The sequence below is a fragment of the Pseudomonas parasichuanensis genome, from assembly GCF_021601385.1.
GTDB classification, from domain to species: Bacteria; Pseudomonadota; Gammaproteobacteria; order Pseudomonadales; family Pseudomonadaceae; genus Aquipseudomonas; species Aquipseudomonas parasichuanensis.
Window position 1 is genome coordinate 24,231 of the sequence record NZ_BQHO01000026.1, and the last position, 22,206, is coordinate 46,436.

The window sequence follows — 22,206 nt, forward strand, 5'->3', positions numbered from 1 at the left end:
AGCGACGGGCCGCCAGGCGGCCCCAAGCGATCAAGTGATCGACACTAGCACCCGGCCCTTTCACCGTTCACGACGCACCCGGCGAAACGATGATCTTGACGTTGTGCTCCTTGTTGTTGACCAGCTCCTCGAAGCCCAGCTCGACAATCTGTTCCAGCCCGATACGCCCGGTGACCAGCGGCCTGATATCCAGGCGCCCGTCATTGATGAAGGCGATCACGTCGGCGAACTCGCCGTTGTAGGCCAGCGCGCCGAGCACCTGTTTCTCGGTGGCCACCAGTTCGAAGAAGTTGAATTCGCTGGGCTCTTCGAAGATCCCCACCAGCACGCACTTGCCGGCCTTGCGAATCGTGTCGATGGCCAGCTTGGCGGTGTGCTTGTTGCCGATGCACTCGAAACTCACATCGGCCCCCAGCCCGCCGGTCAGTGCGCGGATCTCGGCCAGGGCGTCGCACTGGCTGGGGTCGAGCACGGTGCTGGCCCCCACTTCCAGCGCCTTGGCCTTGCGCGCCGAGGACATTTCCAGGGCAATCACCTGCGCCGCGCCGGCGGCCTTGGCACACATGATGGTGCACAGGCCGATGGTGCCGGCACCGACCACCACCACGTTCTGCCCCAGCAGGCTGCCGGCCTTCTTCACCGCGTGCATGCCCACCGCCAGCGGCTCGATCAGCGCCCCGGCCTCGCGCGGGAAGCCCTCGGGCAGCTTGTACAGCAGGTTGGCCGGCACGTTGACCCGCTCGGCGAAGGCACCGTTGTTCATCAGCCCGGTGAAGGCCAGCTGTTCGCAGATGTTGTACAGGCCGTGGGTGCAGTAGTAGCAGGTGCCGCAGTGCTGGCAGGCATCCGCCGCCACCGGGTCGCCCACGGCGTAGCCCTGCACGCCGTCCCCGAGCTGGACGATCTCGCCGCAGAATTCGTGGCCGAGGATGCACTGGCCCTGGATACCGGTCAGCGGGTGCGGCGCCTCGACCGGGATGAACACGGGGCCGGCGACGTACTCGTGCAGGTCCGAGCCGCAGATGCCGCACCAGTCCACCTTGATCTGCACCCAGCCAGGCGGTGGGTCGGCGGGCAGCGGCACCTGTTCGACGCGGATATCGTGGCGGCCATGCCAGACGGCGGCGCGCATATGGGTGTGGCTCAGGTCGTTCATTGTTGTTGTCTCCAGGCTCACGGGAAAAGGTCAGTGCTTGCGCAGGAACGCCAGCACCTGTTGGTTGACCTGCTCGGCGGCTTCCATCTGCACCATGTGGCCGACCGCCGGTATGACCTGTACTTCGGCGTCCAGGCCCTCGGCATGGCTGGCCGGGATGATCGCGTCGGCGGCGCCCCACACCACCAGCGTCGGGTGCTGGCCGAGCACGGCGCGCAGGTCGTGGCGCTGGCGGTCGCCCTCGGCGAGGGCGGCCGACAGTTGCTGCAGCGCGCTGTCGACACCCTCCAGGCGCTTGAACTTGAGCATGTCTTCGAGCAGTTGCCGGGTGACCAGCCCGGGGTCGGCGAACAGCTGGCTCATCGGCCCCTTCAGCGCATTGCGGTTGGCGGCGGCGACGAAGCCTTGCAGGTACTGGCCGTTGATGGCGTCGCCGAGCCCGGCGCTGGCGATCAGGCTCAGGCTGGCCACGCGCTGGGGCGCCCTGCGCGCGAGGTTGAGGCTGACCGCACCGCCCATGGAGTGGCCGGCCAGGTGCGCGCGGGGGATGTCCAGGTGGTCGAGCAGGGCCAGCACGGCGTCGCTCAGTTCATCCAGGTCGCCGCGTTGCAGGGCCTTGGCCGACTCGCCATGGCCGGGCAGGTCGAGGGCGATGACCCGCCGCTCGGCGGCCAATGCCGGGTGGTTGAACAGCCAGTTGTTGAGGTCGCCGCCAAAGCCATGCACCAGCACCAGCGGCGTGCCGCCTTCGCCCAGCTCGAACCAGCGCAGCAGGCGCCCGTTCACTTCGGCCTTGTGCGGGGTCGGCCCCTGGGCCTGCTCGCCACCACCCTGGGCGACGAACTCGGCCTGGAAGCGCTGCACCACGGCGTCGATCTCGGCTTCTTCGGCTTCGCCTTCGACCACCACCGCCAGCAACGCACCCACCGGCAGGGTTTCGTCGGGCTGCGCCACCAGCCGGCGCAACACGCCGCTGAACGGGGCTTCGACACTGCTGCTGATCTTGTCGGTCTCGACGTCCAGCACCTCGTCGCCCTTGTGGATTTCATCGCCCTCCTGCTTGAGCCAGGTGTCCACCCGGCCCTCGGTCATCGACAGGCCCCACTTGGGCATGGTCAGTGTGTGGATCTGGCTCATGCGGCGCTCCTTGCGGCTTCGATCACTTTGCGCACAGCGGCCTCGACCTTCGCCGCGTCGGGGATGTACAGGTCTTCCAGGGCGTCGGAGAACGGCACCGGGGTGTGCGGCGCGGTGACCATCTCGATCGGGCCCTTGAGGGCGCCGAAGGCTTTCTGCGCCACCAGTGCACTGATGTCGGTGGCCATCGAGCAGCGCGGGTTGGCTTCGTCGATCACCACCAGGCGCCCGGTTTTCTCGACGCTTTCCAGGATGCTGTCTTCGTCCAGCGGGCTGGTGGTGCGCAGGTCCAGCACTTCGCAGTCGATGCCCTGGCGCGCCAGGTTGTTGGCCGCCTCCAGCGCCACATGGACCATGCGCCCGTAGGTCACCAGGGTGACGTCGTCGCCGTCACGCACGAAGTTGGCCTCGCCGAACGGCACCGTGTAGACCTCTTCCGGCACCTCGCCCTGCAGGCTGTAGAGCAGCTTGTGCTCGCAGAAGATCACCGGGTCGTTGTCGCGGATTGCCTGGATCAGCAGGCCCTTGGCGTCGTAGGGCGTGGCCGGGCACACCACCTTCAGGCCGGGAATGTGGGTCCACAGCGAGGTGAGCATCTGCGAGTGCTGGGCGGCGGCGCGCAGGCCGGCGCCGTACATGGTGCGCATCACCAGCGGGGTGACCGCCTTGCCGCCGAACATGTAGCGGAACTTGGCGGCCTGGTTGAGGATCTGGTCCAGGCAGCAGCCGGCGAAGTCGACGAACATCAGTTCGCACACCGGGCGCAGGCCCTGGGTGGCGGCGCCCACGGCGGCGCCGACATAGCCGATCTCCGACAGCGGCGCATCGAGCACGCGGCCGGGGAACTGGTGGTACAGGCCCTTGGTGACGCCGAGCACGCCGCCCCAGGCATCGTCCTCGCCGGGCGCACCGGCGCCGCCGGCGACGTCCTCGCCGATGATGAACACCGTGCTGTCACGGCGCATTTCCTGGGCCAGGGCTTCGTTGATGGCCTGCTGGTAGCTGATCTTTCTTGCCATGGTGGTGCTCCTTCTTGTTCTTGTTGGTCCGGGCTCAGGGGTAGCTGACGTAGACGTCGGTGAGCAGGTCGGCGGGCTGTGGCTTGGGGTCGGACTTGGCGCGCTGCACGGCGTCCTCGATCAGGTCGGCGACACGGGCGTCGATGGCGTCGAGTTGCTCGGGGCAGAGCAGCCCGGCGCGGGTGGTCTTGTTGCGAAACTGCAGCAGGCAGTCGCGCTGCTCGCGCAGGTTCTTCACCTCGTCCGGGGCGCGGTAGGTCTGGGCGTCGCCTTCGAAGTGGCCGTAGTAGCGGCTGAGCTTCACTTCGATCAGCGACGGCCCCTGGCCTGCGCGGGCGCGCTCGATGGCGGCGCCGGCGGCCTCGTACACCGCGAAGAAGTCGAAGCCGTCGATGGTGACGCCCGGCATGCCGAAACCGGCGGCGCGGTCGGCGATATGGTCACAGGCCACCGACCAGGTCGAGGCGGTGGCCTCGGCATAGCCGTTGTTCTCGGCGACGAAGATGCACGGCAGGTTCATGATCGAGGCCAGGTTCATGGCCTCGAATACGGCACCTTCGTTGGAGGCGCCATCGCCGAAGAAGGCGATCGACACATCGTCGCGGCCCTTGAGCTTGGCCGCCAGGGCGGCGCCGGCCACCAGGGGCGCGCCGGCACCGACAATGCCATTGGCACCGAGCATGCCTTTCTCAAGGTCGGCGATGTGCATCGAGCCGCCCTTGCCGCCGCACACGCCGGTCTTCTTGCCGTAGATCTCGGCCATCATCCCGTACACGTCGACGCCCTTGGCGATGCAGTGGCCGTGGCCGCGGTGGGTGGAGGCGATGCAGTCGCTGTCGCGCAGGTGCGCCATGACCCCGGCGGCGGAGGCTTCTTCGCCGGCATAAAGGTGGACGAAGCCAGGGATTTCGCCGGTGGCGAATTCCACGTGCAGGCGTTCTTCGAAGGCGCGGATGGTGCGCATCACTTCATAGGCATGCAGCAGGTTTTCCGAACTGAGCTGATTGGACATCTTGTTGTTCTCCAGGGTTGTCTCAACACGGGGTTGCAGGGTGCAGCCGGTGGCCACGGGGGACCGCCAGCAGGTGATGGCGGGCGGCATGCGCGAGCACGGCTTCGACGTCCACGGTCAGCGGGCCCTGGGCATCGAGGGTGATGGTCGGGGTGTCGTGGGCGGCGAATTCGATCTCGCGCTCGCCGTCCAGGGCCAGGGTGCCGCTGGCCAGGCACAGGCGCTTGGGGATGCCGGGCGTGAGCGTGCCGCTGGCGCTGATCCCGCAGCCTTGCAGCAGGCCCGGGGCCAACGGGGCGAGCAGGGCCTGTTCGGCGCCGGGGTTCAGGCGTACCCAGGCGCCGTGCGGGGCCTGGCGCGAGACCGGCTGCCACAGCCCGCACAAGGCGGACAGGCCGATGGCGTGGGGTTCGGCGAAGCAGGCGAAGACCTCGGCCAGGTCATCGCTGCGGCTCAGGGCGCGGGCGCCGATGAAGCGCTGCGGCGATACCGCGACCTCGACCAGCGCCCATTCGCACAGGCCCTGCTCGGGCACCTTCACCAGCAGCCGTTTGTTGCGGCGCAGGCCGAGGCTGGGCGGGATGCGCCCGCTGGCCAGCAGGCCACCGGCCAGGCCGGCGCTGGTGGCTTCACGCAACTCGGGGAAGGCGTTGTTGGTGCCGGTGGACAGCGTCAGCAACGGCACGTCACCGGCCTCGGCGGCCACCGCCTTGTGGGTGCCGTCGCCGCCGAGCACGGCGATCATCGCCACGCCGGCCTCGACCATGCGCCGGGCGGCCAGGCGGGTGTCGGCGACGGTCTGGGTCAGTGGCAGGTCGAGCAGTTGCAGGGCTGGCCAGCTTTGCTCGCGGGCATGCGGGCCCTGGCTGGCCTTGAGCACGGCAGCGGCGATGCCGGTCATGTCGGTGGGCAGCAGCACCCGTGCGATGCCGGTGGCGCCGAAGGCGGCCAGCAGGCGCTGGATCGCCGAGGCCTTGTCGGTACTGGAGTACAGCCCGGCACTGGCGGTCAGGCGGCGCAGGTCACGGCCGGAGGCAGGGTTGGCGATGATGCCGATGGCGGCGGGTTGCGGCATGGCGCACCTCGAATTCTTGTTTGCCAGGGCAGGAGCAAGCGCGGTGCCAGGTTTTTTCAAAGGCGCTGGGAGTACCGACGCAGAGCGCTTTGGCCGCTGCTGACGGGGAGAGGCGAAGGCCCTTGGCGAGACGCCCGGTGCCAGGGCGGGCGGGGCTTGGGCGAGACGCTGAGACGCTGCGTCTCAGGTGGGCCGGCAATCACACAGCGCTTGTCGGGTTATCCGCGCTGGCGCTTAATGGCCGCACAACGACAAGAACAATGAGAACCGGAGGGCCCCAATGCTTGCCGCGAACTCCAAAGCCCATGTCGACTGCGTCAGCCGGGTGCTGAAGAACGCCGAACGCCTGCCCCAGGCGCCGGTGCCGCCGCTGATCCTCGATTCGTGGCGCCGTTCCATGGAGCTGTACCGCCTCGACCCTGCCTCCCAGCAGGGCCCGCGCATCCTTTCGCAAAGCCTGCTCAACGAATGCCGCGAGCGCGCCGAACTGTTCCTGCGTATCGCCAGCGATGCCGTCGCACGCCTGCATGAGCGGGTGCGGGGCGCCGACTACTGCGTGCTGCTCACCGATGCCCAGGGCCGCACCATCGACTACCGGGTCGAGTCGGCGATCCGCAACGACTGCCGCAAGGCCGGGCTGTACCTGGGCACCTGCTGGTCGGAAGGCGAGGAGGGCACCTGTGGGGTGGCGGCGGTGCTGACCAGCAAGGCGCCGGTCACGGTGCACAAGCGCGATCACTTTCGCGCCGCGTTCATCGGCCTGACCTGCACCGCGGCGCCGGTGTTCGACCCGGCCGGCGAGCTGCTTGGAGTGGTGGACGTGTCGGCGCTGCAGTCGCCGGATGACCGACGCAGCCAGCACCTGATCCGCCAGTTGGTGGAGCAGACCGCACGGGAGATCGAGAACGCCTTCTTCATGCACAGCGTGCAGGGGCATTGGGTGATGCGCGCCCATGGCACGCCGGGCTACGTCGAGAGCCAACCGGACTACCTGCTGGCCTGGGACAGCGATGGCCGCCTGCAGGCGATTAACAGCCTGGCCCGGCAGCGCCTGCTGGAGCGTGACGGGCGGCTGCCCGAGCATATCGGCGAGTTGTTCGACCTGGACCAGTTGCGCCGCGCCCACGATGCCTCGGCCCAGCGCCTGCCGGGGTGGGGCGGGCTGTATGGGCGGGTCAGCGCGCCGCAGCGGCGTGGGCGTGCGCAGCCCGTGCGCCAGGCCCAGGATGCGCGCATCGAACAGCACCTGCGCCTGGCCACGCGGGTCAAGGACTGCAACCTGGCGGTGCTGGTACAGGGGGAAACCGGGGCCGGCAAGGAGGTATTCGCGCGCCAGTTGCACCAGCAGAGCCAGCGCCGCGACGGGCCTTTTGTCACCCTCAACTGTGCGGCTATCCCCGAGAGCCTTATCGAGAGCGAACTGTTCGGTTATGTCGCCGGGGCCTTCACCGGTGCCTCGGCCAAGGGCATGCAGGGCCTGTTGCAGCAGGCCGGTGGCGGCACGCTGTTCCTCGACGAGATCGGCGACATGCCGCTGCACCTGCAGACCCGCCTGCTGCGTGTGTTGGCCGAAGGCGAGGTGGCGCCGCTGGGCGCGGCACGGCGCGAGCGTGTGGATATCCAGGTGATCTGCGCCACCCACCGCGACCTGGCGGCGATGGTCGTCGAGGGGCGTTTCCGTGAGGACCTTTACTTCCGCCTGGCCAACGCCCGCTTCGAATTGCCGCCGCTGCGCGAGCGTGACGACCGGCTGGGGTTGATCCACCAGTTGCTGGGTGAGGAGGCGGCCGCCTGTGGGGTCGAGGTGCTGTTGGCGGATGCGGCGCTGGAGGCGTTGCTGGTGTATCGCTGGCCGGGCAATTTGCGCCAGCTGCGGCAGGTGTTGCGCTATGCCTGCGCGGTGAGCGAGGGCGGGGAGCTGCGGCTGGAGGATTTGCCGCAGGAGGTGCGTGGCGAGCGGGTGGCCGTGGTGCAGGCGGCGTCTTGCCCGGCGCGGCAGCTGTTGCTCGATGCGCTGATTCGGCACCGCTGGAAGCCGGCGGAGGCGGCGCGGGCCTTGGGGATTTCGCGGGCCACGTTGTATCGGCGGGTGCATGAGCACCGGATCGAGATGCCGCGGATGAAGCGATGATCGCCGGGGGCCGCTGCGCAGCCCAATCGCCGGCAAGCCGGCTCCCACACGGAACGCGTACACCTTGTGGGAGCGGCTTTAGCCGCGAAACAGGCGACGCGGTGGATGGCACCGGCTACGCCGGTGTTCGCGGCTAAAGCCGCTCCCACATGGACCGCGCCATCCTCAAGGCTTGCGCCGTGCCTGTGGGAGCTGCGGTTCGCCGCTGCGACTTGCCGGCGATTGGGGCGCGCAGCGGCCCCAGGTTTTCTAAGGCCATAAAAAACCCCGGCACCGGGCCGGGGTTCTTTCATCTCGCTAACGCGATCACTCCTGGTTGGCCAGTTTGTGCTCGAGGTAGTGGATGTTGACGCCGCCTTTGCAGAAACCTTCATCACGCACCAGGTCGCGGTGCAGCGGGATGTTGGTCTTGATGCCGTCGACGACGATCTCGTCCAGGGCATTGCGCATGCGCGCCATGGCTTCGTCGCGGTCTTTGCCGTAGGTGATCAGCTTGCCGATCAGCGAGTCGTAGTTCGCCGGCACCGAATAACCGCTGTACAGGTGCGAATCGACGCGAACGCCGTTGCCACCCGGGGCGTGGAAGTGCTTGACCTTGCCTGGGCTCGGGATGAACTTCTTCGGGTCTTCGGCGTTGATCCGGCACTCCAGCGAGTGGCCGCGGATCACCACGTCTTCCTGGCGGAACGACAGCTTGTTGCCAGCGGCGATGCTGAGCATCTCCTTGACGATGTCGATGCCGGTGACCATTTCCGAAACCGGGTGTTCAACCTGGACGCGGGTGTTCATCTCGATGAAGTAGAAGCGGCCGTTCTCGTACAGGAACTCGAAAGTACCGGCACCGCGGTAGCCGATCTCGATGCACGCGTCGACGCAACGCTTGAACACTTCCTGGCGGGCCTTCTCGTCGATGCCCGGGGCCGGTGCTTCTTCGAGGACCTTCTGGTGACGGCGCTGCAGCGAGCAGTCACGGTCGCCCAGGTGCACGGCGTTGCCCTGGCCGTCGGACAGGACCTGCACTTCCACGTGGCGTGGGTTGGTCAGGAACTTCTCCAGATACACCATCGGGTTGCCGAACGCAGCACCGGCTTCGGTGCGGGTCAGCTTGGCCGACTCGATCAGGTCTTCTTCCTTGTGCACCACGCGCATGCCGCGACCACCACCGCCACCGGCGGCCTTGATGATCACCGGGTAACCCACCTCGCGGGCGATTGCCAGCGCGGTTTCTTCGTCTTCCGGCAGCGGGCCGTCGGAGCCCGGAACGGTCGGTACGCCCGACTTGATCATGGCGTCCTTGGCCGACACCTTGTCGCCCATCAGGCGGATGGTGTCGGCTTTCGGGCCGATGAAGATGTAGCCGGAGTTTTCCACCTGTTCGGCGAAATCGGCGTTTTCCGCGAGGAAGCCGTAACCCGGGTGGATCGCGGTGGCGCCTGTCACTTCGGCAGCGGCGATGATCGCCGGGATGTGCAGGTAGGAGTTCTTGGACGGCGCAGGGCCGATGCAAACCGTTTCGTCCGCCAGGCCCAGGTGCATCAGTTCAACGTCGGCCTTGGAGTAGACAGCGACGGTCTTGATGCCCATCTCTTTGCAGGCACGCAGGATCCGCAGGGCAATTTCCCCGCGGTTGGCGATCAGGACTTTTTCGAGCTTCCCAGACATCGTTGGCTCTCCGCGGTTCAAACGATGGTGAACAGCGGCTGGTCGTATTCAACCGGCTGACCGTCTTCTACCAGGATGGCGTCGATCACACCGCCGATTTCGGATTCGATGTGGTTCATCATCTTCATGGCTTCGACGATGCACAGGGTGTCGCCCTTCTTCACGGTCTGCCCCACTTCGGCGTAGTTCGGCGAGGTTGGCGAAGGCTTGCGGTAGAAGGTGCCGACCATCGGCGAGCGCACCACGGTGCCTTTCAGGGCTGGGGCGGCAGCGGCGGCTTCGGCAGCCGGGGCAGCAGCAGCGGCAACCGGGGCGGCGACAGGCGCGGCCATCGGAGCAGGTGCGTAGTACTGTTGAGCGGCCGGGGTCTTGCTGTTACGGCTGATGCGAACGGACTCTTCGCCTTCCTTGATCTCCAGTTCGTCGATGCCGGACTCTTCCAGCAGTTCGATCAGCTTTTTGACTTTACGGATATCCATTAATCAGCAACTCCCAAGGTTCGGTCGGGGACTTAATTTGAAAACGTGTCGAAAACGTTTCTTCTGAGCCTCGGCCCGTGGGCCAAGGCTTTGTGTCATCAGGGCTGTGCGTTGGCAGCCAGGTGTTCCAGCGCAGACTCAAGGGCCAGCCGGTAACCGGTGGCGCCCAGGCCGCAGATCACCCCTACGGCAACATCGGAGAAGTAGGAGTGATGACGGAACGGCTCGCGTTTGTGCACGTTGGAAAGGTGCACTTCGATGAATGGGATGCTCACCGCGAGCAATGCGTCACGTAATGCGACGCTGGTGTGGGTGAAAGCGGCCGGATTGATCAGGATGAAGTCCACGCCTTCGTTGCGCGCTGCGTGGATACGGTCGATCAATTCATATTCGGCATTGCTCTGCAGGTATTGCAGATGGTGGCCGGCGGCGCGGGCGCGCTGCTCCAGGTCCTGATTGATCTGCGCCAGCGTGGCTGCGCCATAGTGGCCCGGTTCGCGGGTGCCGAGCAGGTTCAGGTTGGGGCCGTGCAGCACCAGTAGGGTTGCCATCTGCGATTCCTTGGTTTTGTAGGGCAATTCGACATAGCGCGGCGACTATGCCGCAAGCAGCGATGAGTGTCCAGTTCCCGGCAATAGCCAGCACGATGAGCGAGATTCGCGCAAAGTATGTGACCAGATGATTAACTCTGGTCACTTGTTACCGGTTTTTTCACCGGTCGCGGGAAGTTATAGACCGAGTTGGCCGCGCACGCGCGCCAAAACCTGGGCAAAATCGCCGGCGTTTATCTCGCCGATCACCCGATCAGTGGTCATTTCGCTGCCGTTCGCCGCAAAAAACATCAGCGCGGGCGGGCCGAACAGGCGGTAGCGGTCGAGCAGGGCGCGCTGTTCGGCGTTGCTCTGGGTGATGTCGAAGCGCAGCAGGCGGAACGCGCCCAGTTGCTTGACCACAGGCTCGGCGTTGAGCACTTCGTGCTCGATCACCTTGCAGCTGATGCACCAGTCGGCGTACCAGTCGAGCAGCACCGGCTGGCCGGCGGCCTTGGCCTCGGCCAGGGCCGCGTCGAGGGCGGCCGGGGTGGTGAGGGTCTGCCAGGCATCGGCCTGGGCCTGGGGGGCTGCAGTGGCCGCGACTGGCGCGGGCAGCGGGCGCAGCGGGTCGCCCTGGCCGTTCAGGGCGCCATACCAGCAGGCCAGTGCGTACACCAGCAACACCAGGCCCAGCAGCTGCGCCAGGCGTTGGCGCGGTGACTTGACCACGAACTCCAGGGCGCCCAGGAACAGCGCCACGCCAGCGGCCAGCAGGCCGACCAGCAGCAGGGTCAGCGGCCCCGGCAGCACACGGCTGAGCAGGCCGATGGCCAGGCCCAGCAGCAGTACGCCAATGGCGTTTTTCACGGTGTTCATCCACGGGCCGCTCTTCGGCAGCCAGGCCGCGCCACCGGTGGCCACCAGCAGCAGCGGGGCGCCCATGCCCAGGCCCAGGGCGAACAGCTTCAGCGCGCCACCCACGGCGTCGCCGCTGGCGCTGATGTACAGCAGCGCACCGGCCAACGGCGCCGATACGCAAGGTGAAACCAGCAGGCTCGACAGCACGCCGAGCACCGCCGCACCCAGCAGCGAGCCGCCGCGGGTGTGGTTGGCGACCTTCTCCAGGCGGTTGCCCAGGGCCTGGGGCAGCTTGATCTCGAACAGGCCGAACATGGCCAGGGCGAACAGCACGAAGAACCCGGCGAACGGCACCAGCACCCAGGCCGACTGCAGGCGCGCCTGCAGGTTGAGGCCGGCGCCGAACAGGCCCATCAGTGCACCCAGCACGGCGAAGCTCGCCGCCATCGGCAGCACATAGGCCAGCGACAGCGACAGGCCACGCAAGCCGCCGACCTGGCCGCGCAGCACCACCCCGGACAGGATCGGCAGCATCGGCAGCACGCAGGGGGTGAAGGTCAGGCCAAGGCCAGCCAGGAAGAACAGCGCCAGGGATTTCCAGTTCCAGCCCGCTTCACCGGTGGCCGGCAGCGTGCCGCCTTCGCCCGGAATGCTCAGCCGCTCGGTTTCCGGCGGGTAGCACAGGCCTTTGTCGGCGCAGCCCTGGTAGCCCACCAGCAGGGTGAAGGCACGTTGATCGGTGCGTGGCAGCTCTATGTCGAGGATGCCGTGGTACACCTCGACGTCGCCGAAGAACTCGTCGTGCTTGGCCTCGCCCTTGGGGATGTTCGGTGTGCCCAGGGTGATGTCCGCAGGTTCGGTGCGGAACTGGAAGCGGTGGCGGTACAGGTAGTAGCCGTCGGTGGCAACGAAGCGCAGCTTGATGCTTTGCGCGTCGGCCTGGACCAGGCTGAGCTTGAAGGCTTCGTGTACCGGCAGGAAGTCGGCGCTGTTGGACAGCGAGGCGGCGCCGAGGGTGGCGCTGGGGCGGTTGTCGAGCAGGCCGCTGGCGAAGGCGGGGCTGGCCAGCAGCAGGAACAGCAGGAAAAACAGGCGGCGCATGGCGGACTCGCGAGGTGGAACTTGGCGGGCATGATAGCGGAGTTGGGAGAAATATAGGGTTGTTGTGCCTAGGGGAGTGACGCAAGGCCGCAGGCAGTGGTTTGCCTGTGCCGGCCTCTTCGCGGGCAAGCCCGCTCCCACAGGGACAGCGCTGACTTCATGACTTGCGCACTACCTGTGGGAGCGGGCTTGCCCGCGAAGAGGCCAGCACAGGCGCCGCCGACCTCAGAGCCGGAACGCGCGCACCGCCGTATTCAGCTCACGACCCAGCTTGAGCAACTGCTCGCCCTGCTCGCGGCCTTCACCAATGCGCTGCAGGTTGTCCTCACCCAGCGCGTGAATCCGCTCGCTGTGCCCGCGAATATCGCTCACCGCGCCGGTCTGCTGCGCGGTCACATCGGCAATCCGCACGGCGGTGTCGGCAATGGTGCGGATGGCGCTGACAATCTCGTCCAGCGCGCCATCGGCCGATTGCGCCTGGTTGGCGGTGGCCTCGGCATGCTCCAGCTGGGCGCGCATGCCGTCCACCGAGTCGCGGGCGGCTTGCTGCAGGCGGTCGATCAGCGCCTGGATCTCGCCGGTGGCACCGGTGGTGCGCTGGGCCAGCGAACGTACTTCGTCGGCGACCACGGCAAACCCTCGGCCCATTTCGCCAGCGCGGGCGGCTTCGATGGCGGCGTTCAGGGCCAGCAGGTTGGTCTGTTCGGCAATCGCGCGGATGACGGTGAGCACGCCGCCGATGGTGGCCGACTCCTCGGCCAGCTGTTCGATCATGCGCGCGTTGCCCTGCACCTCGTCGACCAGCGAGCGCAGCCCGGACAGGCTTTGGCCGATCACCGTCTGGCCCTGTTCCACCGCACGTCCGGCGTGGTGGCTGGCCTGGGCGGCGGCGCTGGCATCGCCGGCCACCTGCTGGATAGTCGCCTCCAGTTCGCCCAGGGCATCGCGGATCTGCGCGGTGTCGCCGGCCTGGCGCTCGGCGCCGTCGTGCAGGGCGCTGCTCATGCCGGCCAGGGCGTGGCTGCTGCCCGCCACCTGCTCGGCGTTGTGGCGCAAGGTGCCCACCAGCTCCACCAGGTACTGGCGCAGGCGGTTCAGCGATTCCTGGATGTCGTGCAGTTCGCGGTTGGTCTTGCCCAGCTCGATGGTTTGCGCGAAGTCGCCTTCGGCCCAGCGCGAAAGGGCTGGCGCCAGGCTGCTCAGGGTGCCTGCCAGGCGCCGTTGCAGGGTATCGATCAGCAGGGCGATCAGCAGGATCAGGCCGATCATCAGGCCTTGGAGGATGCGTACTTCGCCGGCGATTCTGGCGTGCTGGGCGCGCACTTGTGGTTCGAGCCCGGCGATGGCCTGCTGCACGGCATCAAGACGTTCGCCGGTGCTGGCGGCCAGGGCAGTGCGCCGCTCGATCTGCTCGCGGGTGCGTTGCAGCTCGGCGGGGTAGCGGTTGAGCAGGCTTTGCAGCTCACGCTTGAGGCCGACTGCGACGTCTTCCTGTTGGGCGCTGGTTTGTGCGTCCAGGCCCATCATGGCGGCAAAGTCGTCGGCGTTGGATTCGGCGGCGCGGGTCACCCCCAGCAGCGGCAGGCCGTCGAGGGTCTGCGCCTGGGCGGCGATCAGTTGCAGTTCGCGCTGCACTTCATCGGCCAGTTCCGCGCGGCCACTGCTGACCAACTTGTCGCGGGCCAGCGACAGCCGGCCCAGGTGCAGGGTGGCTTCCATCAGCGGGGCAAGGTAGCGGCTGGCCTCGGCATGGCCGCTGTCGCGGGCGTAGCCGGCCAGTTGCTCGAGGTTGGCCCCCAGTTCGCGCTCGGCCTGCAGCAGCAGTGCTTGCGGGTCGCCAGCCAGTTTGCCGGCGGCCAGCAGTTCGTTGGCAGTGAAGGCCTGCAGGCTGTCGAGGCTCGGGCGCAGTTTGCCCGACAGGTCCTCGGGCCAGTCGGCCAGGGCGGCCTGCAGTTGCTTGTTGGCCTCCACTGCGGCGGCATGGCGCAGGGCATCACCGCTGGCCAGGTAGGCCTGGGTGTTGCGCGCGGCATCGTTCTGGAACTGCTGCGACAGGCCCAGGTAACGCTCCATCAGTTGATAGGGGCGCTCCAGTGCGCGTTGTGACCACCACAGGGTCGCGCCCAGGGCGATGCACACGGTTACCAGCAACAGGGTGTTGAAATTGGTCAGCCACTTCAGGCGCATAGCCGCGAACTTCCTGCGGGGGAGTGGAGGTAGGTGCCTGAAGTTATTGCGGTTTTATGACGCGGTGATGACGACGCGGGGTTGGCGCCAAAAATAAGTGGCACAGTGCCGGTATTGGGTGGCTTGGCCGCTCCTACACACAGGTCGGTGTGGGCGTCAGCGTCTACGGATCGACCCGCACCACGCAATTGCGCCCGGCATGCTTGGCCCGGTACAGCGCTTCGTCCGCCGCGCTGGCCATGGTCAGCGCATCGAGGCTGTCATCCAGCTGCACCACGCCGCCGCTGAAGGTGCACTGCAGGTCGTGGGGCTGCGCCGGGTAATGGATTTCGGCAAAGCGCCGGCGGATCTCGTCGAGCACCTTGTGTGCTGCCGCAAGGCCCGTGTTGGGCATGACGATGGCAAACTCCTCGCCGCCATAACGGCCGATGAAGTCGGTCTTGCGCAGGCGTTGCTTGAGGAACAGCGCAAGGCTCTTGATCACCCGGTCGCCCATGGGGTGGCCATGGCGGTCGTTGATCTTCTTGAAATGGTCGATGTCGAGCATGGCGAAGCACAGCGGTTGCTCTTCGCGCCGGGCGCGGAAGCTGCAGTCTTCGAGCAGTTGCAGGATGTGGGTGTGGTTGTACAGCCCGGTGAGGCTGTCGCGGACCATGCGCGCCTTGAGGTGGCGGGCACGGGCGGCGCGGTTGCGCACGGTGGTGATCAGCTGGCGCGAGCGGATCGGCTTGGTAAGGAAGTCGTCGCCGCCTTCGCTCATGGCGTCGAGCTGCTTGTCCAGGTCGTCCTCGGCCGACAGGTAAATGATGGGCACGCTGACATAGCGGTCGTTGTGGCGGATCACCTTGGCCAGCTCCGGGCCGGTGCAGGTGGGCATGTACAGGTCGAGGATGATCAGGTCGGGCTGGAAGTCCGCCAGCTCGCTCATGGTGCGGATCGGCTCGGTGAGCGTGCGGGTGATGATCCCGGCGCTGTTGAGCAGGCGCTCGGTGTGCAGGGCCTGGGCCCGCGAGTCGTCGATCACCAGCACGCGGAACGGGTCGTATTGGGTGGCGCTGGTCAGCAGCTCGACCTTTTCCAGCAGGCTGGAGGCTTCCAGGGTGCCGGTGAGGAATTCCTGGCCGCCGGCGCGCACGGCGGCCAGGCGGGTGGGGGTATCGGTTTCGTGCAGGCTGAAGAACAGCAGCGGGATGTGCTGCTCCAGCCCTTGCTGGGCCTGGGCTGCGAGCTGCAGGCCAGCACCGGGGCCGGTGAAGTCCACGTCCATGATGATGGCTGCCGGCAGGCGCTCGCTCATCGACGCCTGGAAGGCGTTGGCGCTGAACAGGGCCTGCACGGTCAGGCCGAAGAACTCCAGCTGCTGGGCCAGGCGCTCGGCGCGCTCATGGTCCTGCAGGACGATATACACCGGTTTGCGCAGGGGGGGCAGCGGCACATTGTCGAGTTGGTCGCCCTTGCGCAGGCCGGTGCGCGACAGGCGCTGCATCAGGCGGTTGAGTTCGGCGATCAGCTCGGAGTTGAGGCGCGCACTGTTGGCTTCGATGGCGCGCAGCGTCTGGCCGATGGCCGTGGACAGGTCGCCGTGCTCGGGTTGCTCGAAGCGTTCGGCGTAGCGCTGCAGCCGCAGGTTGGCTTCGCCCAGTTCACCCAGGCCGGCGCTCGACCATTCGCCACGCTGCAGGCGCTGCCAGATCTCGAGGATCTGCCGGGCCTGGTGGATGACCCGCTGGGCAAAGTGCTGCTTGAGGCGCTCGTGGCTCGGGTCGGCTGGCTGGGTCATGTCCTGACTGCTTGTTAGTAGAGGAGGTGCAGGTTCAGTGATGGCTCTATGCTAGCACCGCTTTTCCGACAAGCGAGTGCCCAGGGTCAACAAAGTGTTCAAGGATGATTATTCAGTTGTCGACCCGTTGGTCGCTTATACGAATGGCGGCGTCTGCTTTATAGTGCTGCCACGCGGGCTTGCCGTGGCACCCTGGCGCCAGCCAGAGGTCCAAGCCCTGTACCGTCTCCACTGATCAAGGACAATGCCATGCTGGATTGGAAAAACCGTGAGGCCAAAGCCGAGCCTCGCGAGCGGGTCGAAGCCCGTGGCTCGGCCACCCGTAGCTACCTGGGCGGCCTCTGGAGCCGCGCCCTGGGGACCCTGATCGGTCTGTACCTGTTGGTCTGCCTGGGCCTGGGCTGGTACTGGAGCGAGGAGCCGGCACTGTTCCCGGTGCAGCAGAATGCCCAGGCTGCCGCCGAGCGCAGTGGCCAGCAGATGGTGATCGGCTACACCACCGTCGAAACCCTCAAGACCGTCGCCGGCACCTTGCTCGACAAGCCGGGTGGCTACATCTCCAACGACCGCTTCCCGCCGGGGCTGTGGATGGACAACATGCCGAGCTGGGAATATGGCGTGCTGGTCCAGGTTCGCGATTTGTCCCGCGCGCTGCGCAAGGACTTCGCCCGCTCGCAGTCGCAGTCCACTGAAGACGCCGACCTGGCCAAGGCCGAGCCGCGCTTCAACTTCGACAACAAGAGCTGGATCCTGCCGTCGAGCGAGTCGGAGTTCGAAGAAGGCATCAAGTCGCTGACCCGCTACCAGAACCGCCTGGCCAAGGGCGACCAGGGCGCGATCTTCTATACCCGTGCCGACAACCTCAACAACTGGCTGGGTGACGTCGCGACCCGCCTGGGTTCGCTGTCGCAACGGCTGTCGGCCAGCGTTGGCCGGGTCAAGCTCAACAACACCCTGAAGACCGAGTCGGTGGCCCCGGGCCAGGCGCCTCAGGTCGATGAAGAGGTGGTCGAGACGCCGTGGCTGCAGATCGACAACGTGTTCTACGAGGCCCGTGGCCAGGCCTGGGCGCTGTCGCACCTGCTGCGCGCCATCGAGGTCGACTTTGCCGACGTGCTGGCGAAGAAGAACGCCACGGTCAGCGTGCGCCAGATCATCCGCGAGCTGGAAGCGTCCCAGGAAGCGCTGTGGAGCCCGATGGTGCTCAACGGCAGCGGCTTCGGCATGTGGGCCAACCACTCGCTGGTAATGGCCAACTACATTTCCCGGGCCAACGCCGCGGTCATCGACCTGCGCCAGCTGCTGTCCCAGGGCTGACATGGCCATCAGCACTGAAGAGGCCGCGCACCGCGCGGCCTCCGACGCTGAACGGGTGGCCTGGGTGGATGACCACGACCAGCCGCTCGGTGCCCTGCCACGGGCCGAGCTGCGTGAGCGCGGCCTGATCGGGCGCTGCACCTTCATCTTGCTGTTCAACAGTACAGGCGAGCTGTGCGTGCACCGGCGAACCCTGAGCAAGGCGCTGTACCCCGGGTATTGGGATGTGGCGGCGGGCGGTATGGTCGGGCATGAGGAAAGCTATGCCGACTCGGCGGCCCGGGAGCTGGAAGAAGAACTGGGGGTGAGCGGCGTTGCGTTGCGCTTCCACGAGAAGTTCTACTTCGACCAGCCGGGCAACCGGCTGTGGTGCGCGGTGTTTTCGGCGGTGTGGGACGGGGCGTTGCGCTTGCAGCCTGAAGAGGTGAGCGAGGCGCGGTTCATCGCTGTCGAGCAGGCCGAGCTGGAAAGTGCTTCGCTGCCGTATTGCCCGGATTCGCTGGCGGCTTTGCAGCGGTACAAGGCCAGCCAAGGGTAACGGCCGCAGGCCCCATCGCCGGCAAGCCGGCTCCCACAGTGATATCGCTAACCCTGTGGGAGCCGACTTGCCGGCGATGGGGCCCGAAAGGTCGCAAATCATTCGTAAATTGGCGCAATCCTGTACTTAGCAAGCGCCGGATTTATCGTTACACTGCGCGCCCTTTTCGGGCTGCCGCACAACCTTGCGGCAGTAGCGCCGCCCCTGCCAGAGTGGGGCTTCGCGGTCGGCTCCCGTCGGCCAGTTTTTGTCCTCAGCACCGAGGCACAAAAGTGACCAAGAAAGCTTCTTCCTTCGCCGCCCTTGGCGGTCTCGTTTACTCCACCGATGCCGGTCGGCACTGTCCTGACTGTGGCAAACCGGTGGACGCCTGCATCTGCAGCCAGCAGGTCATCCCCGAAGGCGACGGCATCGCCCGCGTACGCCGCGAAAGCAAAGGCCGTGGCGGCAAGACCGTCACCACCATCACCGGTGTGCCGCTGCCCCTGGACCAGCTCAAGGAGCTCGCCACCGCCCTCAAGCGCCGCTGTGGCACCGGCGGCGCGCTCAAGGACGGGGTCATCGAGATCCAGGGCGACCACGTCGAGCTGTTGCTCGGCGAGCTGACCAAGCAGGGTTTCAAGGCGAAAAAGTCCGGCGGCTGAGGCCGTCACGGGATTTTTGCCCAAGGCTTTCTAAACTCGGTTCTGTGCGCGTGGTCTACCTGCGGGCACGGACGAATCGTCATTTTCAGCTTCTACACTGCGCCCGCCCCTTGCGGGGCAGTGTCTTCGACTTATCCATAGGGGACTTGAATGTCCGTACGACGCACACGCAAAGACGATGGTAGCCAATGGACCGTGGCGGACAGCCGCAGTGTTTACGGCATCCGCCATTGGGGCGCGGGTTATTTCGCCATCAATGAAGCCGGGCGCGTCGAAGTGCGCCCCAACGGCCCGGGCAGCGCCCCGATCGACCTGTTCGAACAGGTTGAAGAACTGCGCCAGAGCGGCCTGTCGCTGCCGCTGCTGGTGCGCTTCCCGGACATCCTGCAGGACCGCGTGCGCCAGCTGACCGGCGCGTTCGACGCCAACATCGCGCGCCTGGAATACCAGAGCCAGTACACCGCGCTGTACCCGATCAAGGTCAACCAGCAGGAGGCGGTGGTCGAGAACATCATCGCCACGCAAAACGTCTCCATTGGCCTGGAAGCCGGCTCCAAGCCCGAGCTGCTGGCAGTGCTGGCGCTGGCACCGAAAGGCGGCACCATCGTCTGCAACGGCTACAAGGACCGCGAGTTCATCCGCCTGGCGCTGATGGGCCAGAAGCTCGGCCACAACGTGTTCATCGTGATCGAGAAGGAGTCCGAGGTCGCCCTGGTGATCGAAGAGGCCGCCGAGCTCAAGGTGAAACCGCAGGTGGGCCTGCGCGTGCGCCTGTCGTCGCTGGCGTCGAGCAAGTGGGCCGACACCGGGGGCGAGAAGTCCAAGTTCGGCCTGTCCGCCGCCCAGCTGATTTCGGTGGTGCAGCGCTTCCGTGACGCCAAGCTGGACCAGGGCATCCGCCTGCTGCACTTCCACATGGGCTCGCAGATCGCCAACCTGGCCGACTACCAGCACGGCTTCAAGGAAGCCATCCGCTACTACGGCGAACTGCGCGCCCTGGGCCTGCCGGTCGATCACATCGACGTCGGCGGTGGCCTGGGTGTCGACTACGACGGCACCCACTCGCGCAACGCCAGCTCGATCAACTACGACATGGACGACTATGCCGGCGTGGTGGTCGGGATGCTCAAGGAGTTCTGCGACGCGCAGGGCCTGCCGCACCCGCACATCTTCTCCGAGAGCGGCCGTTCGCTGACCGCGCACCACGCCATGCTGGTGATCCAGGTGACCGACGTCGAGAGCCACAACGACGAAGTGCCGCTGATCGAGAACAAGGAAAGCCTGCCCGAGACGGTGCAGTGGCTGGCCGATCTGCTGGGCCCGACCGACATCGAGATGGTCACCGAGACCTACTGGCGCGCTACCCACTACATGGGCGACGTGGCCGCGCAATACGCCGACGGCAAGCTGACCCTGGCCGAGAAAGCCCTGGCCGAGCAGTGCTACTTCGCCGTGTGCCGCCGCCTGCACAACTCGCTCAAGGCCCGCCAGCGCTCGCACCGCCAGGTGTTGGACGAGCTGAACGACAAGCTGGCCGACAAGTACATCTGCAACTTCTCGGTGTTCCAGAGCCTGCCGGACACCTGGGCCATCGGCCAGGTGCTGCCGATCATCCCGCTGCACCGCCTCGACGAAGAGCCGCTGCGCCGCGCGGTGCTGCAGGACCTGACCTGCGACTCCGACGGCAAGATCAACCAGTACGTCGACGAGCAGAGCATCGAGACCAGCATGCCGGTGCATGCGGTCAAGGAAGGCGAGGACTACCTGCTGGGCGTGTTCCTGGTGGGTGCCTACCAGGAGATCCTGGGTGACATGCACAACCTGTTCGGTGACACCGACTCGGTGAACATCTACCAGAACGCCGATGGCAGCGTGTACCACGCCGGTATCGAGACCCACGACACCATCGAGGACATGCTGCGCTACGTGCACCTTTCGCCGGAGGAGTTGATGACTCACTACCGCGACAAGGTGGCCAGCGCCAAGATCACTGCGCGCGAGCGGACCCAGTTCCTGGATGCGTTGCGCCTGGGGTTGACCCGGTCTTCTTACCTGTCGTCCTGATGATCCAAGGCCGCTCTTGCACGGTGTTGTAGGAGCGGCCTTGTGTCGCGAAAGGGCCGCAAGGCGGCCCCGGCGTTATTGAATCCAGCCCCCATTTTTCTGCAACCGCCACCCAGCCCACCCCAGCGTCACCGCCCGCAGCGCCATGAACAGCAAAAAGGCCAACCACAATCCATGGTTGCCCAACCCGCTCAGCCCCAGCGCAAAGGGCAGGGCGATCAGCACCGACACCAGCATTGCATTGCGCATCTCCCGCGCCCGCGTGGCGCCGATGAACAACCCATCCAGCAAGTAACTCCACACCGCAATCAACGGCAGCAGCGCCAGATACGGCAAGTACGGATACGCCGCTGCGCGCACGCTGGCGATATCGGTCTGCAGGTCGATGAACAAATGCCCGCCCAGCAGGAACAGCACGGCAAAGCCCAGGCTGACGATCAGCGACCAGCCGCAGGCCACCACCAGTGCGCGGCGCAGGCTGTCACGGTCGCGGGCGCCAATGGCATGGCCGCACAGGGCCTCGACCGCATGGGCCAGGCCGTCCAGCGCATAGGCGGTGAGCAAGAGGCCGTTGAGCAGCAGGGCATTGGCCGCCACCGTGGCCTCACCCAGGCGTGCGCCCTGCACGGTCAGCAGCAGGAACACCAGTTGCAGCGCCAGGCTGCGCAGGAAGATATCGCGGTTGACTGCCAACAGCGGCCGCCAGGCCTGCCAGCGTTTAAGCGCGGCCCAGGCAATACGCCCGGGGTAGGCGCGCAACGCCGGGCGGGTGAGGGCCAGGCCCAGCAGCGCACCGCTCCATTCGGCGATCACCGAGGCCCGCGCCGAGCCGATCACGCCCCAGTCCAGGCCCAGCACGAACCACAGGTTCAGGGCGATGTTGAGCAGGTTGGTGGTCAGCAGGATCGCCAGCGGCGCCCGGGCGTTCTGGGTGCCGAGGAACCAGCCGACCAGGGCGTAGCTGGCCAGCGCCGCCGGCAGGCCGAACAGGCGGGTGTGGAAGAAGGCTTCGGTGGACTCATGCAAGGCGGCGCTGGGCTGTATCGCCTGTAGCGCCAATTGGCTGAAGGGCAGGGCCAGCAGGCCGATCAGCGCGGCGAAAGCCAGTGCCAGCAACAGCCCCTGCACCAGCACCTGGCGCAGCGCGGCGCCGTCGGCACGGCCGGCAGCCTGGGCGGCGAAGCCGGTGGAACCCATGCGCAAAAAGCCCATCAGGCCGACCATGAAGGTGAACAGCGTGGCGCCGACGGCCACCGCGCCCAGCTGGTGGGCATGGGGCAGGTGGCCGATCACCGTGCTGTCGACCAGCGCCACCAGCGGCACCGAGATGTTGGACAGGATCATGGGCGCGGCCAGGCCCCAGACCTTGCGGTGGGTGGGGCGGTGGTGCCAGGCGGTGGACAGTTCAGACATGCGTAGGCCGGGGGTGCTTGGGGCCGCTTCGCAGCCCATCGCTGGCAAGCCAGCTCCCACAGGCTATGCGCCGAACCCTGTGGGAGCTGGCTTGCCAGCG

At 66.6% G+C, this 22,206-nt stretch carries 16 protein-coding genes and 1 pseudogene; 5 read left to right on the plus strand and 12 right to left on the minus strand.

Annotated features, from left to right (window positions below):
• Positions 1 to 67: 67 nt before the first annotated feature.
• The 5 genes from L6D77_RS19360 to L6D77_RS19380 are packed head-to-tail and all read right to left on the minus strand — an operon-like array spanning position 68 to position 5,399.
• Positions 68 to 1,132 (minus strand): 2,3-butanediol dehydrogenase, encoded by a 1,065-nt coding sequence (locus tag L6D77_RS19360; RefSeq protein WP_232884684.1) that lies wholly within the window; start codon positions 1,130 to 1,132, stop codon positions 68 to 70.
• Positions 1,133 to 1,186: 54 nt separating this feature from the next.
• Positions 1,187 to 2,293: an acetoin dehydrogenase dihydrolipoyllysine-residue acetyltransferase subunit gene (locus tag L6D77_RS19365; protein ID WP_232884656.1), complete on the minus strand. Its 1,107-nt coding sequence runs from the start codon at positions 2,291 to 2,293 to the stop codon at positions 1,187 to 1,189.
• Positions 2,290 to 3,312 (minus strand): alpha-ketoacid dehydrogenase subunit beta, encoded by a 1,023-nt coding sequence (locus tag L6D77_RS19370; protein WP_232884655.1) that lies wholly within the window; start codon positions 3,310 to 3,312, stop codon positions 2,290 to 2,292. The genes L6D77_RS19365 and L6D77_RS19370 overlap by 4 nt, the downstream gene beginning before the upstream one ends.
• 34 nt (positions 3,313 to 3,346) lie before the next feature.
• Positions 3,347 to 4,324 carry a thiamine pyrophosphate-dependent dehydrogenase E1 component subunit alpha gene (locus L6D77_RS19375; RefSeq protein WP_232884654.1) on the minus strand — a complete coding sequence of 326 codons (978 nt, stop codon included), beginning with the start codon at positions 4,322 to 4,324 and terminating at the stop codon, positions 3,347 to 3,349.
• Positions 4,325 to 4,346: 22 nt separating this feature from the next.
• Positions 4,347 to 5,399: an ATP-NAD kinase family protein gene (locus L6D77_RS19380; protein ID WP_232884653.1), complete on the minus strand. Its 1,053-nt coding sequence runs from the start codon at positions 5,397 to 5,399 to the stop codon at positions 4,347 to 4,349.
• 280 nt (positions 5,400 to 5,679) lie between these two features.
• Between L6D77_RS19380 and L6D77_RS19385 the strand changes: the two genes are divergently transcribed.
• Positions 5,680 to 7,530: a sigma-54-dependent Fis family transcriptional regulator gene (locus tag L6D77_RS19385; RefSeq protein ID WP_232884652.1), complete on the plus strand. Its 1,851-nt coding sequence runs from the start codon at positions 5,680 to 5,682 to the stop codon at positions 7,528 to 7,530.
• Positions 7,531 to 7,836: 306 nt separating this feature from the next.
• On the opposite strand, the gene accC is transcribed toward L6D77_RS19385, so the two are convergent.
• The 6 genes and pseudogenes from accC to L6D77_RS19415 all read right to left on the minus strand — a co-directional run bounded on the left by accC (position 7,837) and on the right by L6D77_RS19415 (position 16,130).
• A complete protein-coding gene (accC, locus tag L6D77_RS19390; protein ID WP_232884651.1) occupies positions 7,837 to 9,192 on the minus strand; it encodes an acetyl-CoA carboxylase biotin carboxylase subunit in 1,356 nt (451 codons plus the stop codon).
• A gap of 17 nt (positions 9,193 to 9,209) precedes the next feature.
• Positions 9,210 to 9,671 carry an acetyl-CoA carboxylase biotin carboxyl carrier protein gene (gene accB / locus L6D77_RS19395; protein WP_232884650.1) on the minus strand — a complete coding sequence of 154 codons (462 nt, stop codon included), beginning with the start codon at positions 9,669 to 9,671 and terminating at the stop codon, positions 9,210 to 9,212.
• 98 nt (positions 9,672 to 9,769) lie between these two features.
• Entirely contained in the window at positions 9,770 to 10,222 is a 453-nt protein-coding gene (gene aroQ, locus L6D77_RS19400; RefSeq protein WP_011535870.1) for a type II 3-dehydroquinate dehydratase, read from the minus strand.
• Positions 10,223 to 10,399: 177 nt separating this feature from the next.
• A complete protein-coding gene (locus L6D77_RS19405) occupies positions 10,400 to 12,163 on the minus strand; it encodes a protein-disulfide reductase DsbD (RefSeq protein ID WP_232884649.1) in 1,764 nt (587 codons plus the stop codon).
• 225 nt (positions 12,164 to 12,388) lie between these two features.
• Positions 12,389 to 12,904, minus strand: a pseudogene (locus tag L6D77_RS27550) (methyl-accepting chemotaxis protein); the annotation flags it as partial.
• Positions 12,905 to 14,513: 1,609 nt separating this feature from the next.
• A complete protein-coding gene (locus L6D77_RS19415) occupies positions 14,514 to 16,130 on the minus strand; it encodes a response regulator (protein WP_232884647.1) in 1,617 nt (538 codons plus the stop codon).
• Positions 16,131 to 16,379: 249 nt separating this feature from the next.
• On the opposite strand from L6D77_RS19415, the gene L6D77_RS19420 reads away from it, so the two are divergent.
• The 4 genes from L6D77_RS19420 to speA all read left to right on the plus strand — a co-directional run bounded on the left by L6D77_RS19420 (position 16,380) and on the right by speA (position 20,693).
• Positions 16,380 to 17,447, plus strand: a complete 1,068-nt coding sequence (locus L6D77_RS19420) for a DUF2333 family protein (protein ID WP_232884646.1) — start codon at positions 16,380 to 16,382, stop codon at positions 17,445 to 17,447.
• A gap of 1 nt (position 17,448) precedes the next feature.
• Positions 17,449 to 17,985, plus strand: coding sequence for an NUDIX hydrolase (locus L6D77_RS19425; protein WP_232884645.1), 537 nt, complete (start codon positions 17,449 to 17,451; stop codon positions 17,983 to 17,985).
• Between the two features lie 272 nt (positions 17,986 to 18,257).
• A complete protein-coding gene (locus L6D77_RS19430; RefSeq protein ID WP_232884644.1) occupies positions 18,258 to 18,629 on the plus strand; it encodes a translation initiation factor Sui1 in 372 nt (123 codons plus the stop codon).
• Positions 18,630 to 18,779: 150 nt separating this feature from the next.
• Positions 18,780 to 20,693, plus strand: coding sequence for an arginine decarboxylase (gene speA / locus L6D77_RS19435; RefSeq protein WP_232884643.1), 1,914 nt, complete (start codon positions 18,780 to 18,782; stop codon positions 20,691 to 20,693).
• Between the two features lie 75 nt (positions 20,694 to 20,768).
• Here the strand turns inward: speA and L6D77_RS19440 are convergent, their stop codons facing one another.
• Positions 20,769 to 22,106: an MATE family efflux transporter gene (locus tag L6D77_RS19440; RefSeq protein WP_232884642.1), complete on the minus strand. Its 1,338-nt coding sequence runs from the start codon at positions 22,104 to 22,106 to the stop codon at positions 20,769 to 20,771.
• Positions 22,107 to 22,206: the final 100 nt, after the last annotated feature.

Excerpts from the sequence above, each read along its gene's own strand:
- L6D77_RS19415 (WP_232884647.1), bottom strand. The coding sequence starts at position 16,130 with ATGACCCAGCCAGCCGACCCGAGCCACGAGCGCCTCAAGCAGCACTTT.
- accB (WP_232884650.1), bottom strand. The coding sequence starts at position 9,671 with ATGGATATCCGTAAAGTCAAAAAGCTGATCGAACTGCTGGAAGAGTCC.
- aroQ (WP_011535870.1), bottom strand. The coding sequence starts at position 10,222 with ATGGCAACCCTACTGGTGCTGCACGGCCCCAACCTGAACCTGCTCGGC.
- L6D77_RS19440 (WP_232884642.1), bottom strand. The coding sequence starts at position 22,106 with ATGTCTGAACTGTCCACCGCCTGGCACCACCGCCCCACCCACCGCAAG.
- speA (WP_232884643.1), top strand. The coding sequence starts at position 18,780 with ATGTCCGTACGACGCACACGCAAAGACGATGGTAGCCAATGGACCGTG.
- accC (WP_232884651.1), bottom strand. The coding sequence starts at position 9,192 with ATGTCTGGGAAGCTCGAAAAAGTCCTGATCGCCAACCGCGGGGAAATT.
- L6D77_RS19360 (WP_232884684.1), bottom strand. The coding sequence starts at position 1,132 with ATGCGCGCCGCCGTCTGGCATGGCCGCCACGATATCCGCGTCGAACAG.
- L6D77_RS19370 (WP_232884655.1), bottom strand. The coding sequence starts at position 3,312 with ATGGCAAGAAAGATCAGCTACCAGCAGGCCATCAACGAAGCCCTGGCC.
- L6D77_RS19380 (WP_232884653.1), bottom strand. The coding sequence starts at position 5,399 with ATGCCGCAACCCGCCGCCATCGGCATCATCGCCAACCCTGCCTCCGGC.
- L6D77_RS19425 (WP_232884645.1), top strand. The coding sequence starts at position 17,449 with ATGGCCATCAGCACTGAAGAGGCCGCGCACCGCGCGGCCTCCGACGCT.
- L6D77_RS19405 (WP_232884649.1), bottom strand. The coding sequence starts at position 12,163 with ATGCGCCGCCTGTTTTTCCTGCTGTTCCTGCTGCTGGCCAGCCCCGCC.
- L6D77_RS19365 (WP_232884656.1), bottom strand. The coding sequence starts at position 2,293 with ATGAGCCAGATCCACACACTGACCATGCCCAAGTGGGGCCTGTCGATG.
- L6D77_RS19375 (WP_232884654.1), bottom strand. The coding sequence starts at position 4,324 with ATGTCCAATCAGCTCAGTTCGGAAAACCTGCTGCATGCCTATGAAGTG.
- L6D77_RS19385 (WP_232884652.1), top strand. The coding sequence starts at position 5,680 with ATGCTTGCCGCGAACTCCAAAGCCCATGTCGACTGCGTCAGCCGGGTG.
- L6D77_RS19420 (WP_232884646.1), top strand. The coding sequence starts at position 16,380 with ATGCTGGATTGGAAAAACCGTGAGGCCAAAGCCGAGCCTCGCGAGCGG.